General features: G+C 57.8%; 17 protein-coding genes and 1 pseudogene. 11 read left to right on the top strand and 7 right to left on the bottom strand.

Features of this window, described 5'->3' with window-relative positions:
* Positions 1-26 precede the first annotated feature (26 nt).
* Positions 27-299, bottom strand: a pseudogene (locus QQL85_RS26745) (GFA family protein); the annotation flags it as partial.
* Positions 300-402: 103 nt separating this feature from the next.
* Between QQL85_RS26745 and QQL85_RS10195 the strand changes: the two are divergent.
* Positions 403-1296 carry a LysR family transcriptional regulator gene (locus QQL85_RS10195; protein WP_284353853.1) on the top strand — a complete coding sequence of 298 codons (894 nt, stop codon included), beginning with the start codon at positions 403-405 and terminating at the stop codon, positions 1294-1296.
* A gap of 136 nt (positions 1297-1432) precedes the next feature.
* On the opposite strand, the gene QQL85_RS10190 is transcribed toward QQL85_RS10195, so the two are convergent.
* Entirely contained in the window at positions 1433-2299 is an 867-nt protein-coding gene (locus tag QQL85_RS10190) for a LysR substrate-binding domain-containing protein (RefSeq protein WP_284353854.1), read from the bottom strand.
* Between QQL85_RS10190 and QQL85_RS10185 the strand changes: the two genes are divergently transcribed.
* The 3 genes from QQL85_RS10185 to QQL85_RS10175 all read left to right on the top strand — a co-directional run bounded on the left by QQL85_RS10185 (position 2298) and on the right by QQL85_RS10175 (position 5086).
* Positions 2298-3125, top strand: a complete 828-nt coding sequence (locus tag QQL85_RS10185; protein ID WP_284353855.1) for an aspartate/glutamate racemase family protein — start codon at positions 2298-2300, stop codon at positions 3123-3125. The two genes, QQL85_RS10190 and QQL85_RS10185, sit on opposite strands and share 2 nt — an antisense overlap.
* 51 nt (positions 3126-3176) lie before the next feature.
* The gene (locus QQL85_RS10180) at positions 3177-3896 is read left to right on the top strand and encodes a glutamine amidotransferase (protein ID WP_284353856.1); all 720 of its coding nucleotides are present in this window, start codon (positions 3177-3179) and stop codon (positions 3894-3896) included.
* 203 nt (positions 3897-4099) lie between these two features.
* A complete protein-coding gene (locus QQL85_RS10175) occupies positions 4100-5086 on the top strand; it encodes a LysR family transcriptional regulator (protein WP_284353857.1) in 987 nt (328 codons plus the stop codon).
* 19 nt (positions 5087-5105) lie between these two features.
* Here QQL85_RS10175 and QQL85_RS10170 read toward each other — a convergent pair whose 3' ends face one another.
* Positions 5106-5567, bottom strand: coding sequence for a RidA family protein (locus QQL85_RS10170; protein ID WP_284353858.1), 462 nt, complete (start codon positions 5565-5567; stop codon positions 5106-5108).
* A gap of 206 nt (positions 5568-5773) precedes the next feature.
* Here QQL85_RS10170 and QQL85_RS10165 point away from each other — a divergent pair, with 206 nt between their 5' ends.
* The 3 genes from QQL85_RS10165 to QQL85_RS10155 all read left to right on the top strand — a co-directional run bounded on the left by QQL85_RS10165 (position 5774) and on the right by QQL85_RS10155 (position 7831).
* A complete protein-coding gene (locus tag QQL85_RS10165; RefSeq protein ID WP_284353859.1) occupies positions 5774-6460 on the top strand; it encodes a hydrolase in 687 nt (228 codons plus the stop codon).
* Positions 6461-6629: 169 nt separating this feature from the next.
* Entirely contained in the window at positions 6630-7010 is a 381-nt protein-coding gene (locus tag QQL85_RS10160) for an AraC family transcriptional regulator (protein WP_284353860.1), read from the top strand.
* A 5-nt stretch (positions 7011-7015) separates the two neighbouring features.
* Entirely contained in the window at positions 7016-7831 is an 816-nt protein-coding gene (locus tag QQL85_RS10155; RefSeq protein WP_284353861.1) for an LLM class flavin-dependent oxidoreductase, read from the top strand.
* A 117-nt stretch (positions 7832-7948) separates the two neighbouring features.
* Here the strand turns inward: QQL85_RS10155 and QQL85_RS10150 are convergent, their stop codons facing one another.
* The 4 genes from QQL85_RS10150 to QQL85_RS10135 all read right to left on the bottom strand — a co-directional run bounded on the left by QQL85_RS10150 (position 7949) and on the right by QQL85_RS10135 (position 10082).
* Positions 7949-8425: a GNAT family N-acetyltransferase gene (locus tag QQL85_RS10150; protein WP_284353862.1), complete on the bottom strand. Its 477-nt coding sequence runs from the start codon at positions 8423-8425 to the stop codon at positions 7949-7951.
* Between the two features lie 218 nt (positions 8426-8643).
* Positions 8644-9144 (bottom strand): peroxiredoxin, encoded by a 501-nt coding sequence (locus QQL85_RS10145; protein ID WP_284353863.1) that lies wholly within the window; start codon positions 9142-9144, stop codon positions 8644-8646.
* 177 nt (positions 9145-9321) lie between these two features.
* Positions 9322-9612, bottom strand: a complete 291-nt coding sequence (locus QQL85_RS10140; protein ID WP_060501668.1) for a hypothetical protein — start codon at positions 9610-9612, stop codon at positions 9322-9324.
* Between the two features lie 329 nt (positions 9613-9941).
* Positions 9942-10082, bottom strand: a complete 141-nt coding sequence (locus QQL85_RS10135; RefSeq protein ID WP_284353864.1) for a hypothetical protein — start codon at positions 10080-10082, stop codon at positions 9942-9944.
* A gap of 402 nt (positions 10083-10484) precedes the next feature.
* Here QQL85_RS10135 and QQL85_RS10130 point away from each other — a divergent pair, with 402 nt between their 5' ends.
* The 4 genes from QQL85_RS10130 to QQL85_RS10115 all read left to right on the top strand — a co-directional run bounded on the left by QQL85_RS10130 (position 10485) and on the right by QQL85_RS10115 (position 16813).
* Complete coding sequence (locus tag QQL85_RS10130) at positions 10485-13955, top strand: alkaline phosphatase family protein (protein ID WP_284353865.1); 3471 nt, start codon at positions 10485-10487, stop codon at positions 13953-13955.
* Positions 13956-14232: 277 nt separating this feature from the next.
* Positions 14233-15216, top strand: coding sequence for a DUF1852 domain-containing protein (locus QQL85_RS10125; protein ID WP_284353866.1), 984 nt, complete (start codon positions 14233-14235; stop codon positions 15214-15216).
* A 27-nt stretch (positions 15217-15243) separates the two neighbouring features.
* Positions 15244-16278 carry a methionine synthase gene (locus QQL85_RS10120; protein ID WP_284353867.1) on the top strand — a complete coding sequence of 345 codons (1035 nt, stop codon included), beginning with the start codon at positions 15244-15246 and terminating at the stop codon, positions 16276-16278.
* Between the two features lie 25 nt (positions 16279-16303).
* Positions 16304-16813, top strand: coding sequence for a flavin reductase family protein (locus QQL85_RS10115; protein ID WP_284353868.1), 510 nt, complete (start codon positions 16304-16306; stop codon positions 16811-16813).
* Positions 16814-16816 lie beyond the last annotated feature (3 nt).

The raw sequence follows: 16816 nt of genomic DNA, 5'->3' as shown, positions 1-16816 counted from the left end.
TCCAGGATGCCGGCCCGTACTACTCGCATGCCGGGCGCTGCCGTGGTCTCGTTGAACAGCCGGGTATGACATATGCCGCAGGCATGTTGGGTAGACGTTTGGCCCTGGTGTTCATGCTCAAAGATCGCCGTTTCGCCAGACACCTGAACAGCCGACGCTGCGCTCAGCATGTGCAGCCCAAACGCACTGCCGCTCCAGCGCTGGCAGTTCAGACAGTGGCAGGCATACAGCGGCGGCAATTGCTGCGCCACGATCTCGAGGGTGACTTGCCCGCATCGGCACTGACCGGTGATTCTCATGCGTTGGTTCCTTACAATGACGCCGGAAAAATGTAGGCGAATGATCGCCTTTCACGGGTTCGGGCAGAAGATCAAATTAGGAGCAACTGTTGGCTAAGAATGTATGAGCGGCATTGAATGGGAAAGCCAGCGTGTATTTCTCGCCGTGTTGCGCTCTGGCAGCCTGAGCGGCGCGGCGAAGTTACTGGGTATCGCCCAAGCCACTGCGCGCCGGCGCCTGGACCATCTTGAACACGCTCTCGGTGTAAGTCTGTTCACCCGCACACCTCAAGGGCTGACGCCTACTGCCGGAGCGCAGCGCCTGATCGAACATGTGGAGGCTATGGATCTGGCCGCGCAAACCTTCAACCGCATGGCCAGCTCTGAAGCGTCGATGGATCACGGTACAGTCCGGCTGACCTGTGGCGAGCTGCTTGGCGTCGAAGTATTGCCCGACCTGCTGCGGCCTTTTCATTACGAACACGCCGGGCTCAAACTTGAGTTGAGCATAAGCGATGCGCTTGAAGACATCGCCAGGCTGCAATCGGATATTGCGGTGCGGCTGATGCGGCCCAATGAAGCGGATATCACGGTGCGGCGTGTCGGCAGTTTGCGGATCGGCATCCATGCCGCTGCCGGGTGCCTGGAGCGCTACGGTAATCCAGCCTCCCTGCTGTCGCTGCGCCATGGGCCGCTGATCGGTCCGGACAGACGCTCAGCGGATTTGCGTCGGATTGTCGACGCCGGTCTGTGCGATGCCGATCAGCACTTCGCCATTGCCTCTGATCATCACCTTGCTCAGTTGGCCGCTCTGAAAGCGGGCTTGGGCTTCGGACTGTGCCCGACGCAAATTGCAAAATCGCACGGCCTGGTACATGTGCTACCACACGATTTTGGCTTTGAGGTAGACGTGTGGATCGCAATGCACAATGACCTGCGCAAAGTTAACAGGATCGCTCAGGCGTTCGAGGTTCTTGGAGAGCAGTTGCATCAGTATCTATGCTCGGCCGATCAGTGAGCAGCGTAGGCCGTCGCATCCACTGCCTGGTCTTAACGGCTGCAATGGGTCGAAAGCAGCCGGTCGTGACTGACCGCAATCGACCCAAAGCTGACACTGATCGAAGGGCATTCGACCGGAGTGAAACGGTTTCCCGCTATGAGGCCCTGCGGTGCCAGGCCAACTCATCCCGAACAGACTGCAATACGCGCGATTCATGCCCGTTGCGCCAGACCAGGTGAGTGCGAACCCGAGCAACCTTTGGGGGCAAGGGGAGCGATCTGACCAAGCTTTCCACGTTTACAGCCTTGAGCACGGACTGCGGCATGATTGCCACCCCCGTCCCGGCTGCAACACAGACTGCTATCGCATGATAGGAGGCAAGTTCCAGCACCCTGGTGGGCACGATTTCGCAGGTCTGAAGCCAGCTTTCCAGAATGCGCCTGAACGAACAGCCCCTGGAAAACGCGATGATGGTCGCTCCTTGGAGTGCACGCGCATTAGCGATTGGGCTGTTCTTGGCCACGACGAGTACCAGTTCCTCAACGAAGACCTCTTGGCAATCCAGCCCGGCAACAGTGAATGGGTCCGAGATAAATGCAGCCTCGATATCACCGCGATGAACCTGGGCAATCAGTGCGTCCGTTGAGCCGGATACCAACTCGATCTGAACATCCGGAAAGCGTTCGTGATAGCTGGACAGCAGCGGAGCAAGCCTGGCGGCAGCGGTACTTTCAAGCGTACCGATCCGAAGCACGCCTTGCAGGGTGCCGCGCTTGAGAGCGGTTTCTGCTTCTATGGAAAGGCGAAGCAACTTCTCAGCATATTGATACAGCAGTAACCCTTCATCGGAAGGCGTTAGCTTCCCACCTTGGCGATGGAAGAGCGCCACACCCAAGCGCTCCTCCAGGTTCTTTACCCTGGTCGTGATATTCGATTGCACGCGATGAAGCTGGGCTGCTGCGTTCGTGATGCTGCCGTAGTCCACCACGGCTTTGAATATTTGCAGTGAATCGAGGTCCATGTTTCTCATTTTGAGAATCAAATATGCTGATTATTCATTATTGATGAATTTGCACACAGCATACACTCCAAATGATCCGAGCGGGCAGTGCCTGCCATCTGGTCGTCGAGAGCAGCTTCCTGAGAGGTGTAATGTGCGCAAAATTGGACTTATCGGTGGAATGAGCTATGAGGGCTCTGCGGTGTACTACCGGGAGCTGAATCGAGGTATCAACCAACGCCTGGGCGGTCTGCACTCGGCCCAGATACTGCTGCACTCGGTAGATTTTCAGACCATTGTCGAAAAGCAGAAAGCTGGCGAATGGGCGCAGGCCGGGAGCCAACTAGCTGAAGTGGCTCGGAGCTTGGAAAACGCAGGCGCTGACTGCGTGATGATCTGTGCTGTGACCATGCATTTGGTAGCGGATGCTGTCATGGCAGCCACCTCGCTCCCCTTCATCCACATCGTCGATGTCGTAGCGGATCGCCTCAAGCTCGCCGGGCACAAGAAACCGTTGCTGATCGCGACCCGATACACCATGGAGAATGGCTTCTACCCAGCCCGCATGCAGAATCATGGTATTGACGTGCTCGTTCCCGACAGTGCGGGTCGGAGCCAGATACACGACATCATTTTCAACGAACTCAGCCTGGGGATCGTACGCGACGAATCGCGAGCAGTGCTTTTGTCTCTGATCGAGCAGGCCAAAGCCGAAGGCGCGGACTCTGTCATTTTTGGTTGTACGGAAATCTGCTTAATCCTGGAGAGCGACAAGCTTGCTCTACCTGGTTTCGATTCAACCGCGATTCATATCGAGGCTGGAATCGATTTTGCGCTGGGTAGCTGATCGCTCCACAGTCGTCCCAGCCATGTTCCTTTGAAATAGCGATACACGTCATTGAACTCACCCACGCTCCTCATCGTTCAGGTAGGTACGCCACCGGCAGACATTCGCGATCAACTTGGGGACCTGCCGTCATGGTTTGCAGCGGCCTTGGGCCTTTCACCCAGTGAGATGACCATTGTACGAGCCTTCGAGGGAGAACTGCTGCCTGCTCCGTCCAAGGATCTTGTTGCCATCATTACGGGTTCATGGGCAATGGTTACCAACCGCGAGCCCTGGAGCGAGTACGTAGCGCAGTGGATTCGTGAAGCCATGAGGATCGAGATGCCACTGTTCGGCGTGTGCTATGGGCATCAGCTCATGGCTCACGCGCTAGGTGGGGTTGTCGACTACCACCCTGCCGGGCGTGAAGTGGGCTGCGAGATGATCCAACTGCTACCTGCGGCCATAGCCGATGAATTGCTGAAGCAGTGGCCTGCTCAGTTCCCGGCCCATCTCACGCATGAACAGACAGTTATCACGCTCCCTGAAGGCGCTGTCGCGTTGGCTCGCTCGACGCATGACCCTCACCAGATCATCCGATATGGCCGCCACGCAATCTCCACCCAGTATCATCCGGAGTTCACGCCTGGTCACCTTGCAGCCATGATCCGACGACGTTATGCCCTACTGGTCGCTGAGCAACACGATCCCGCCCAAATGCTCAATGCTCTTCAGAAGACACCAAGTGCCCAAGCGGTAATGTGCCACTTCGTATGGAGCCATTTCGAGTAACCGCCGAGCAGGCGCCATAGACGAGAATTTCCGTCTGGGTCTTACGTCATGCCGACAGTCCGCTATGGGTCGAAAGCGGCCGCTCGCGATTGACTGCGTTTAAAATAAGCGGACATATGTATTGGCTTGAATGAATGTGCCCCATATTCGGGATGGTGGGCAGATCCAGCGCCTTCTCGTATCATTGCTCCTCCTCATCTGGAATGATTTTCGTGAAGCCGTCACCTGGAAGTGTTTCGCCGATCCAATCGAATTCTAACGGGCCGAAATGGGACTTTGGCGAAGCTGTCAGCCGGCTCTCCTGGGACGACTTGCGGATCATCAAGACGCTGAGTGATTGTGCTAATCGGGCCGCGACGGCCAAGAAACTCGGCATTAATGTCTCCACCGTCTCGCGACGCGTCGCGCAGGTTGAGAAGACGCTTGGGGTCGCGCTGTTCGATCATCGCAAGACGGGCTATTTGCTAACAGCGGAAGGTGTCGAGTTGCGGGCGCTGGCGGAGCGAGTCGAACTGGACATCGTCAGTGTCACCCGCAGGGTTTCCCGTGCCGGCCAAGGCCCCCTGGGAAGACTGCGAATCACCACCAGCGACTCGCTGCTGTTGTACTTTCTCACGCCGATCATCGCGGACTTCAAAGCCCTCAATGAGGGAATCACCATTGAAGTATTGGTCGGCAACCAGACGTTGAGCCTGGCGAGGGACGAGTCGGACATTGCGGTGCGGGCGACGAAAAAACCGGCTGATACCCTTGTGGGTCGCAAGCTTGCCAACATCGCTTGGGCGCCATATGGCAGCGTCAAGCAGGCAGCAATTGCAGACCCCTTCGCTGAGGGTCAGTCGTGGGTGTCCTACTCGGGAGGCCTGTCCGGTTTGAAGGCAACGGGCTATGTCGAATGTCGAGTACCCCCGGAGTTTATTTCTTACCGCACCGATTCAGTGGCGGCAGCGAGCGCTGCTATTGCGGCAGGCCTCGGTTTTGGCTTCCTCCCCTGCATGCTGGGCGACATCACCACAGGACTGGTTCGGGCCGGTCCAGTGGTTCAGGCGCTTCAAGATGAACTGTGGCTGCTTACCCACCAGGACATCAGGAAGTCCTGGCGAGTGAAAGCATTCATGACGTTCTGCGCGGCTGCCGTGGCCGACCTCAAACCGCTGGTCGAAGGTCAGCAGGCCATCCCGGCTTCATAGTCGAAAGCGCGAGAGCCGGTCATTTGGCCTGGGCGCCAATAACAGCACGGCACACAATCTCGATGAGCTGGGCACGCTGGGCGAGCCGCGATACACCGATGATATTACTGGCTGCTTGCGGGCGCTCGGTACCATAGGCCGCCTTGCGCACCTTGCCGACAACGGCAAAGGCCGCGTCCATGTCCAACACATACAGCGTCTCTTCAACGACATCCTGCATCGTGGCGCCATACAGGGCCAGCAACTTGGCGATGTTGTCGTAGGAAACCCGCATCTGTTCGCCCATCGACGAGAAATCGCTTGGGCGACCGTCGGCATTCAGCGGTGCCGGCGCTAACAGATTGCCCTGTTCGTCATGGTTGAACTGGCCAGAAACAAAGATCTCGTTGCCAACCCGTCGGGCTTGCGGATAGCCGTAGGCCTCTTCCCATGGAACGCCCCAGTAGGCAGTGTCGTCGTTGAAAGGTCGTGAAGCGGCCATTGGATTTTCCTTGGCAAAAAATGGATCGATGGGATCCGACAGGCCGAAATCCTATCACCGGATTAGATTCTACCTAGGTGCATTAATGCACCTCTACAGGCGCAAAAGTGCGCCACCTGTTCTCTGGGGACTTCGCTATCTTGTGTTGGCACTCGGCGACAACCCGCCGAAAAACTCTCGCCACCGTTCAGCAAAAGGGAAGAACAATGCGCAATCCAAACACTGAAGTCCTGACACCGCTCAACAGCCAACTGATCTTCATCGATCAGCAACCGCAAATGGCTTTCGGCGTCCAGAGCATTGACCGGCAGACGCTGAAGAACAACACCGTAGGGCTGGCCAAAGCAGCCAAGATCTTCAATGTGCCCACCATCTTCACCACGGTCGAGACTGAGAGTTTCTCTGGGCATACCTACCCCGAATTGCTCGCTGTATTCCCCGACGCGCCGCTGCTCGAGCGTACTTCCATGAACTCCTGGGATGACCAGAAGGTATGTGACGCACTGAAGAAGAACGGTCGTAACAAGATTATCGTTTCGGGCCTGTGGACTGAGGTTTGCAACACCACATTCGCACTGTCTGCCATGCACGATGCAGGCTATGAGATCTACATGGCTGCAGACGCTTCCGGTGGCACAACGAAGGAAGCTCACGATTACGCCATGCAGCGCATGATCCAGGCAGGTGTAGTACCGGTGACCTGGCAACAGGTGCTACTGGAGTGGCAGCGCGACTGGAAGAACCGCGACACCTACGATGCGGTCATGGATCTGGTCAAAGAACACTCAGGCGCCTACGGCATGGGCGTCGACTACGCCTACACGATGGTGCACAAAGCGCCTGAGCGCGTTCAGCACGGTCCCACTCTGGCGCCCGTGGCTGCATCGATCTGAGGCCTCATCAGCCCCAGGCCAGGTTTCTGATCTACAAGCGGGAAGCTGGAAAGAGCTGATGCGGGCTAGTGAATCGAGACGGAGTGAACTGAAGTCTCAGAAGAGGCTTCAGCGAACCGTGCTGCCCGCAGCAAACCATCTTCAGATTTTTCAGGATGAATAGATCCCCATGAACAGTGCTGACGGCATCGTTTTGGCCGCGGTCGTAATTCAGTCGACGCGGCAGCTCAAATCCTGGCAGGTCACAACCGCCAAGCAAATGATGTTGGATCATCTGGACACTGGCATATCAGTCACTTCGCTCGCTGAAGCGTGCGGAATATCGCGTAGCCATTTCTCGCGACTGTTCAAAGAAACGATGCAGGTATCTCCGCAAAAGTGGTTGCGTGAACAGCGGATTAACAAGAGTAAAGAGCTGCTGGAGGCATCGACGATGATGCTTGCCGAGATCGCGCTGGAGTGCGGCTTCTACGATCAACCACATTTCTGTCGAACGTTTATGAAATCCGCAGGGATAACACCTCGGGCATGGCAGCAACAGGCAGCTTAGCCGGGATGCTGTACCGCTCAATTCGGCATGCACCGCCATCGGCCTACGGTAGATATCGCAAGACCCCATACCTGACCGCCCATACCCGCAAGATCGCCCTGGCAACCGGTAGCGCGATCTTTGCCCTGCGCCATCCTATCGACCTGGCCAAAGCTGCGGCTAGCCTGGACTGCCTGTCAGGTGGGCGCTTGGTGCTGGGCATTGCCTCGGGCGACCGACGCGTAGAGTTTCCAGCCTATGGCCTCCCCCATGAGAACCGTGGCGAGCGCTTCGCGCAAAGCGTGGACTATTTCCGCAAGCTGTTGGCTGGCCACGCTGAGCCGATCCATTCGCCATTGGGAAAACTCGATAGCGCCCGACTGCTCCCGAACCCCGTTACTGGACAGATCCCGTTGCTGGTGACCGGTTCGGCACGCCAATCCTTGCAGTGGCTTGGCGAGCAGGCCGACGGCTGGATTACCTACCCCGAGGCCACCCACAACATCCTTGGTCCCAGGCGCCTGGCCGAGAAGGTCCGAGCTTGGCGAGCGGCCATTCCTGGGGGCGGCTTTCGTCCGCATGTGACCAATGAGTGGATAGATCTTGATGAAGACCCGAACTTCCCGCGAACGCCGCAACAAGGTGGCTATGTATTGCGCACAGGCCGCAACGGGTTGATCGAGCTGCTGCATGACTGGCGCGAGGCCGGGGTCAATCATGCGGCACTGGGCATGCAAATGGCGCAGCGCCCGCCGCTGGAAATCATCCAGGAGCTGGCAGAAGAAGTGCTGCCACTGTTTCCATCGCTGACTGGGCCAGAGCCCCATGCGCAAACCTGGTAGGCCCGGACGCAGGCCAAGGTGCGCTGGCGGGCATCTGCCCGTCTTTCTGCCGGAATCTCGTCAACGATTTCCACGCGTGCTTTGCGGGCGCGGTTTGCAAGGGGCTGCTCGACTTCTTCATGCGCATCCAATCAATCGCTTGTGCATGGGCGTGCATGCCAGCTCAAGTCCCGAAGGCGAGGTGTAGATCCCTTCAACCTCCCCGTGATAGCCACACCGATGGTAGAACGAAGTGGCATTTGGGGTCGCGTCCAGATGAATCTTGCAAAGGCCAGCCTCAAGCGCCAGACGCTCCAGATACTGGACCATAGCCGTACCAATCCCCTGCCCCATGAACGCTGGCAGTACAAACAAAGCCCCCAGTTCTCCGGACTGCAAATCGATGAACCCTGTGGCTACAGGCGCTTCGTCCCACCATGCAATGTGGTAGTACCGCTCTACGCTGAGCCTGTACCGTTCGGTCAGCGGCACCTGCGTCCAGGCTTGAACCTGTTCCGCCGTGTAGACGGTAATGCACTGGTGCCGGATCGCCTGAAACCTGATGTTGAAAGCGGCTTCGGCATCGCTGTACCTGGCTGGACGGATCTGCAACATGCTCACTCTCCTTGTCATGGGTGATCAGGACCGGAGCACGAAAAAGCCCCGACCATTGAGGGCGGGGCTTAGGGATGCGTCAGGATTTGCGCGCAAAACGTCCTATGGCCCGCCCAAGGCGGTCATCATGGGACGCATCATGTTCACGCGGCTGCAAGTCGTCATACGGGCATCATCAGATGCTTCAGGGTGGGTGTCAAATTTCGGGGCATATGAACCTAGCGCAGCGTAGCCAGCACGCTCGCCGCATCACTGACCTCGAACTTGCCGGGCGCTTCCACTGCAATGTGCTGGACCACCAGGTCGTCGACCACCATGGCATAACGCAGCGAACGGCGCCCCAGTCCACGAGACGACAGGTCCTGGATAAGGCCCAGCGCTTCGCTGAATTCGCCATTGCCATCGCCGATCATCTTCACCGCATCGCCCACCTGTAGGCTGTTGCCCCAGGCATTCATGACAAAGGCATCGTTTACCGAAACGCAGAGTATTTCGTCAACGCCAGCCGCGAACAACGCGTTTGCCGCCGTGACATAACCCGGGACGTGGCGTTCAGAGCATGTGGGCGTGAACGCGCCGGGCAAGCCGAAAATCACCACTTTTTTCTGCTTGCAGCGCTCGCGAACAGAAAAGGCATTCGGGCCGATCGCGCAGGCGCCAGCATCGTTGTTGTATTCGTAAAGGGTAACGTCGGGCAGTTGATCGCCAGTCTTGATCATCGCTGTCTCCTGCATCAGGTGATGATTGAGCGAGACATGATGCCGCAGTCTGGTCGAAATGTCCGTGGTCGCCGTGCCGGGTTGATAACCCCGGCAGCTGAAAAGCAAAAGCCGCAGCCTCTTCCACGAACAAGAGGCTACGGCTTGAGTGCTGATGGCGCTAGCGGCCCAAACCCGTCAGACCGGTGCCACGCCGATTTCAGCGCAATACGCTTCAGTTGCCTGCTCGATCACCTTGATATTCTTGTTGGCACGTACCAGCAAGAACACACCCAGCCCAATCATGATGATGCCGGGTACAAGCATGAACAGCATGGGCAACCCGAGGATGATACAAAACCAGCCCACCAGCTTGAGGAACTTCGCAGCCTTGAGAAGCATGCTTTTCTGCGAGTAAATGGCGTCCGCGTCTTTGGTGGGCAGCATCTTGTAACTGCCAATGATTTCCCGCTCGTTCGAAAACAGCATGGTATGCCTAATTCCCTTTAGTGAGTGTGTGAATTTACGCCACAGCAACCTTTGCGCTGTTGAAATAACACGAGGCCTGTCTAGCGATTCACTGCGAGCCGTCCATGTATCTCACGACGCCCAGGCGCTGCCAGGCGTTTGAGCTGGCGCGATTTAAACATGGTAAAGAACCATTGTTCAATCGATTCTCTGCCCCGACATGCACAGGCAGAATTATTCCCTGTCGCCAGGAACTCTTTAAAACGAGCGATGTTCTGATGCAACTTTGCCTGCGCAATGCGCCGGATAATATTATTATGATATCACCCTGAATGTGATGCATCGCCTGTTCAGCGGGCCAATATCGCCTGATGATGGTCGATCGAAGGCACAGGCACCTGAACGCGCCGAGCCGTCAGCCACTCGCGCATTCGCGCAGTATCGAAAATCTGCCCCTCCTCCATCATGACCAGGATGAGGGTTTGGGACATTCGGTAACATCCACATTGGGAACAACACCGCGCTTCCCATCCGTGGGCGCATTCGACAGTTTCAGCCTGCCCCGCGCAGATCAGACAACTCATGTAAGCCCCCTTTTGTTCTTCTTCCATGAAGGGTGGATGCAAAGCCAAAAGAATAGTATGGCTTTCGATTGACATGAGATTTTCGTGCCAAGTCCAGGCATCTTCTTTTTTGAGCGTATTTCACAAGGCCTGGCATTGCCCAAGAGGCACTCGTGAACTGGACAGACTGCCCTGACGTTACTAGCGTAATGCCATGTAATGACAGTACTACAGTGAAGAATGCCTGCCGGTTTCCTCCTGACAGTGCAAATGGAGGTGAGCGACGCTCAATGCTGGCGATGCCGCGTTCCCTTCTGAGAGCATGCAAACATGGCGAAAAACTGGCAAAGCGAAATCCGCCACGTCGTTGTACTGATGATGGAGAACCGTTCGTTCGATCACTTGCTGGGTGATTACAAGCGTATTGCCAAGGACTGCGAGGGCGTGGACCACAAAGCATTGCGCACGAACCCACTGACGCCGGCAAGTGGTGGCCCCGCCATCACCCTCACGCAGGCGGCCGAGCAGCCCGATGACTTCAGCCTTTGGGTACCGCCACCTTACCTGGACGTAGCGACGGGCCTGAAACGCGAGGGTGTCGACCTGGGCCACGAATACGACGATGTCGTGAAACAGTTCAACGACGGCGTATCGACCAGCCTGTCAGCCCCGAGCATGGACGGGTTCGCCCAGAACGCTTATATGACGGCCAGGTCGGTGCTAAAGGCCCACAAAGTCCATGCACAATCCATTGCCCAGCGGGCGATGAACTTCGTGCCGTTCCCCACCGATCCGGCACAAGACCCTTTACCCGCCATCCAGGGGCTTGCCCGGCACTTCACCGTCTGCGACCGCTGGTTCTGCTCGGTGCCTGGGCCAACCTGGCCCAATCGCTTTTTCGCCATGCTTGGCAGCTGTCATGGGCGCGTACTCATGCCGGGCGAAAAAACCATGCTGGCTGGCATCAAGAGCCTGATCGCCCAGTTCGGCGAGGAAAGCATCTTCTCCTTGCTCAAGGCCAACGGGCACGATGCGCGCATCTATTCGGACGGCAAGGTACCGCTTGCCACCTTGGTCAAGGAGGGGCTAAGGCATTCTTCCATCGCTGCATTCAAGGAAGAGGTCCTCAAGGACGCACTACCCGCGCTGGCGTGGATCGAGCCAAGCTACGGGCTTCTGTATGACACCCTTGGGCCGAACAACTCCCATCACCCCTCTGAAGACTTGCGGCTTGGCGACCACTTCATCGGTGAAGTCTTCAATGCGCTGATGGCAAATGTGGACGTATGGAAAAAGACGCTGTTCGTGCTGCTTTACGATGAACATGGCGGTTTCTACGACCATGTGGTTCCACCACGCACGGTGGCACCAGACAATCACGCGGCAGATGTTACCTGGGCCGACATAGCCCCATTCACCCGCCTGGGGGCGCGCGTGCCGGCCATTCTCGCTTCACCCTGGCTCATGCCCGGGCTGGTGCCGTGGAATGACACGCTGCAAGACGATCACTACACGCACTACGACCACACCAGCCTGTTGGCTTTTCTTTGTGACCACTTCAAGTTGCCGCGCTACAAACTGGGCAAACGGGTCGAACAGGCCAGGCACTTCGGCGAAGCGCCCGTCTGGCGTACCGTGCCGGTTGTCGACAAAGCGTTCCGCCTCACCACCACCCCGCCCCCCACCTACAGCAACGTCCGCAGGACGGAGACAGGCCTGGCCACCAGTATCCGCCAGGTGCTGGACACCTCACTGGCATACTTCGATGGCCAGAACCTGGGGCAAGCCTGGAAGAACAGCGCCAGGCCCGCCACGCAAGACCTCACCCTCGGCAAACGTGCAATCGCGAGCCCCGACAAACTCGAGGCCAAGCTTCGCCGCCTGCAAGACCTCATGCTCAATGCCAGCGACCCACTGAACACAGCGACGCGCCTGCACGATACCGGCGCAGTCCTGCCCAAAACCGCAACCGAGCACTTGCGCGTGCTCTGCCTGCATGGCGTCGGCCATGGCGAAGCCGGCAATGGGGAATGGACCTCGGAGCCCGACTGGCAAGCGCAGTGGCGCGCCGCGATCAGCACCAACCTTGAGCGCAACGGTCGCAGGGTCGAACCGGAAGACATCGTGTTTTTGCGCTATGACGACCTGTTCGGCAATGGGCCCGACTTCGCGCAGATCGCACGCGGGCTCGCCATGCTGCTGGACGAACCCCATGAAAGGGATGCGGCAGGCACACGCGCCTGGGGTGTGCCCGTGGACCAGATGTTGCGCTGGACCGTCGGCATGACAGTCCAGTGGCTGGAAGACGCCACGCTTCGAACGCGTCTGTGCAAGCGCTTGCTGGACACCCTCGAACAAGTCCAGCCGCAGGTCATCCTTGCCCACAGCCTGGGCAGCCTGATCTGCTACGACGCGTTCCGCCGTGCGGTGGCCAAGCCGGGGACAGACCTGAACCTCATCGACGGTCGAGTTCTGGTGAGCTTCGGTTCGCAGATCGCCCACCCGGTCATCATGCGCGAGGTCTGGGCAGGCCGTGTCATGCGCCTGCACGAAAACGGCCGAGGCATCAGGCGTTGGTACCACCTCTACAACCCCAATGATCGCGTGTTCACTCGCCCCATCACGTCACCGGACTCGGCACGCATCGACCTGACTACCCTTTTTGACATTCCCCTGCGTGAAGACGTACTGGACCTGAACCACTCCGGCGCGGCCTATCTCATGGACGATACCAGCCAGACGGACCTGTGGCCCCAGCTTGCCCGCAGCACCGTAGCGAATCGTGCCCTTGAAGTGCCGGCGTTCCTGTCCCGCAGCGGGCAGCGCAAACGTCGTGCGCTTATCGTCGGCATCAATGACTACCCGGACGCCGAGATGCGCCTCAATGGCTGTATCAACGACACCTACCTGATCAGCCGCATGCTCCAGGAAAGCGGCTACGACGCTGGCGACATCCGCCTGCTGCATGACGCCCGTGCCACCCGTGCCAATCTGGAAGAGCGCCTGGAGTGGCTAATGGAGGGCACCCGGTCTGGGGACGAACGCCTGTTCTTCTACTCCGGTCACGGCGCACAACTGCCGGCAAGCTGCAGCAGCCGAGAGGCGGACCGGCTGGATGAGACCCTGGTGCTGCACGACTTCGACTGGAATGACTCATCTACCCACTTCACCGACAAGCTCTTTCGCCAGTTCTACAGCCACCTGCCCTTCTCTCCAGAGGGTGACAGCGCCAGGCTCAGCGTTATTTTCGATTGCTGCTACGCCAGCGGAATGACGCGTGGTAACGGCCGCGTGCGCGGCATAACGGCGCCCAGCGACATTCGCCACCGTGCACTGCTGTGGGACGATGCGGCCCGTGACTGGGAAGAGCGCCGGTTTGCCCAAGGCGAAGCTCACCGGGACTTCACCCAGGGAACAGACCAGGGCAGGCACCTGCCCCAACGCCAACGCCGCTCCCAGGGCTGTGCCACCGAGCTGCGCCCGGACGATGTCAGACAGCTCCAGCGCCAGGGGCGGCTTTATGGCCATCACGGTCCCTACCTGCCTTTGCTGCTGTTCGCGGCAATGGAAAACCAGAAGGCAAGTGAATACGAAGCCGGTGCCGCCAGCTATGGCGCTTTCACTTACACGCTGGTCGAACAGCTGCGCAGGGCCAGGGAGGCCGGAAGCACCCTACGCTTTGATGAGCTGATCGCTCACGTCTGCAGGGTGCTGGCCGACCGTTCTCCGGGGCAGACGCCCGAGCTGGTTGGGCCACGCAACATACGCAGTTCGCCCTGCCCCTGGCGGGTACGCCAGTAAGGAACAGCTCAGCGATGGCGTGGGCCGGTTCAGTGCGAATATGCCAGCCAGTGAAAGCCGGCGAGTTCTTCAGTCGCGCGCCTGAAACTGGCCATGGCACACATCATGAACAGCGCTAAAAAACCTGTGAATTATCTTCAATACCCTTCATGTAGAGGCCCTGCCTAAAATAGGCCCTGATCATGCATCAACATAAAGTTTGTTGAGTGAAGGCCCCAGTCGATGCAACTGGAAAGCACTGGAACGCTCGACCTCAGGTATCAGGACACCGCTCACCATGAATAAAGAACCTGCGTTTACCGTCAAGCGCATTGCCTTCGACGAACATTATCACCCTGCCGAAAACACCCGCGTCACCACCAACTTCGCCAACTTGGCGCGGGGTGCGAACCGCCAGGAAAACCTGCGCAACACCTTGGCGATGATTGACAACCGCTTCAACGCGCTGGCGCATTGGGATAACCCCGGAAATGACCGCTATCACGTCGAGCTGGAAATCATCTCGGTGGAGATGAACATGGAAGCCGCGCCGCGCGGCACCGCCCTGCCGTTGATAGAAATACTGAAAACCCATATTGTCGACCGCACAACCGACACCCGCATCGAGGGCATGGTAGGCAACAACTTTTCCTCGTACGTTCGCGATTACGACTTCAGTGTACTGTTGCTGGAGCACAACAAGCATCGGCCAACCTTCAGCACGCCCGACAACTTTGGCGCGCTGCACGGCAACCTGTTCAAATGCTTCGTCAACTCGCAAACCTACCAGCAGCATTTCAACAAACCGCCGGTTATCTGCCTGAGTGTGTCGAGCAGCAAAACCTACTACCGCACCGAAAACCAGCACCCTGTACTGGGCGCGGAATACCAGCAGGATGAATACTCGCTGACGGACGAATACTTCAAGAAAATGGGCTTGAAGGTCCGCTATTTCATGCCGCCGGACAGTGTTGCCCCGTTGGCATTCTATTTTGCCGGTGACTTGCTGGCGGACTACACCAACCTTGAGCTGATCAGCACCATCAGCACCATGGACACCTTCCAGAAGATCTACCGACCCGAAATCTACAATGCCAATTCTGCAGCCGGCAAGGCCTACCAGCCCAGCCTGGAGCACCAGGACTACTCGCTCACGCGCATTGTTTACGATCGGGAAGAGCGCAGCCGGTTGGCGATCGAACAGGGCAAATTTGCCGAGGCGCAATTTGTCAAACCCTACCAGGCCACGCTTGAGCAATGGTCCGCTCAATACGCCCGTTGATCCATTTAAAGTACAAGGTCGCTGTTCATGAACACTCTGCTACCCACTTCCACTGCCGGCAGCCTGCCTAAACCGTCCTGGCTCGCTCAACCCGAAACGCTCTGGTCACCGTGGAAGTTGCAAGACGAGCAACTCATCGAAGGCAAACAGGATGCCTTGCGCCTGGCCTTGCAAGAACAGCAACATGCCGGCATCGATATCGTCAGCGATGGCGAACAAACACGTCAGCACTTCGTCACCACATTTATCGAGCACCTGAGTGGTGTTGATTTCGAGCAACGTGAAACCGTTAGAATCCGCGACCGCTACGATGCCAGCGTGCCGACAGTGGTCGGTGCTGTGGCTCGACAGAAACCCGTATTTGTCGAAGATGCCAAATTCTTGCGCCAACAAACCACGCAGCCGATAAAATGGGCGCTGCCTGGCCCCATGACCATGATCGATACACTGTACGACAGCCACTATAAAAGCCGCGAAAAACTGGCCTGGGAATTCGCCAGGATTCTCAATCAGGAAGCCAGAGAACTGGAAGCGGCCGGTGTTGACATCATTCAGTTCGACGAACCTGCGTTCAATGTTTTCTTTGACGACGTGAATGACTGGGGCGTGGCCACCCTGGAAAGGGCCATTGAAGGCCTCAAGTGCGAAACAGCCGTCCATATCTGCTATGGCTATGGCATCAAAGCCAATACTGACTGGAAAAAGACCTTGGGTTCGGAATGGCGGCAATATGAGCAAGCCTTCCCCAAACTGCAACAGTCGAGCATCGATATCATTTCGTTGGAATGCCATAACTCGCATGTTCCAATGGACCTGATCGAGCTGATTCGCGGCAAGAAAGTCATGGTCGGCGCCATTGATGTGGCCACCCATGTCATTGAAACACCTGAGCAGGTGGCCGACACCCTGCGCAAAGCACTGCAGTTCGTCGATGCCGACAAACTTTACCCCTGCACCAATTGCGGTATGGCCCCCCTGCCTCGTCGTGTAGCCAGCGGCAAGCTCAAGGCGTTGAGTGCAGGCGCGGCAATCGTCCGCCAGGAACTCGTTAACGCACGCTGAAGCAAACGCAGCCACAGGACCTACTATGTTGCTTTCCGATAAGGCTATCGAGCCGTCGATTTTTCGCCAGGCGCTGGGGCACTTCGCATCCGGCATCACGGTGATTACATCGCACCTTGATGGTGAGCCCGTCGGCTTCACCTGCCAGTCGTTCTACAGCGTGTCGATGAGCCCTGCGCTGGTGTCATTCAGTGTGATGTCCCGTTCGGCCAGCTACCCGAAGATTCGCCAGGCTGGCCGCTTCATGGTCAACATCCTGTCAGGTGAGCAGGTTGGCATTTCCAACCGCTTTGCACAGCGCGGCACCGACAAATGGCACGACGTGCAATGGCAGGCGTCGCCGCTGGGTAACCCGATCATTGCGGGCAGTCTCCACTGGCTCGATTGCGAAATTCACGCTGAACACGCCGCCGGGGATCACCTGATCGTGATTGGTGAAGTCAAAGCGCTGGGCGTGCAGGCAGCGGCTGGTACGCAGCCACTGCTGTATTTCAAGGGGCAATACCGCAACATCGCCGCGCACGACGCGGCTTGAGCC

Source organism: Pseudomonas putida (assembly GCF_030159595.1).
In the GTDB taxonomy this organism is placed as follows: Bacteria; Pseudomonadota; Gammaproteobacteria; order Pseudomonadales; family Pseudomonadaceae; genus Aquipseudomonas; species Aquipseudomonas putida_AC.
The sequence above is the reverse complement of the archived record's forward strand: the minus strand, read 5'-3'. Positions and strand labels throughout refer to the sequence as shown.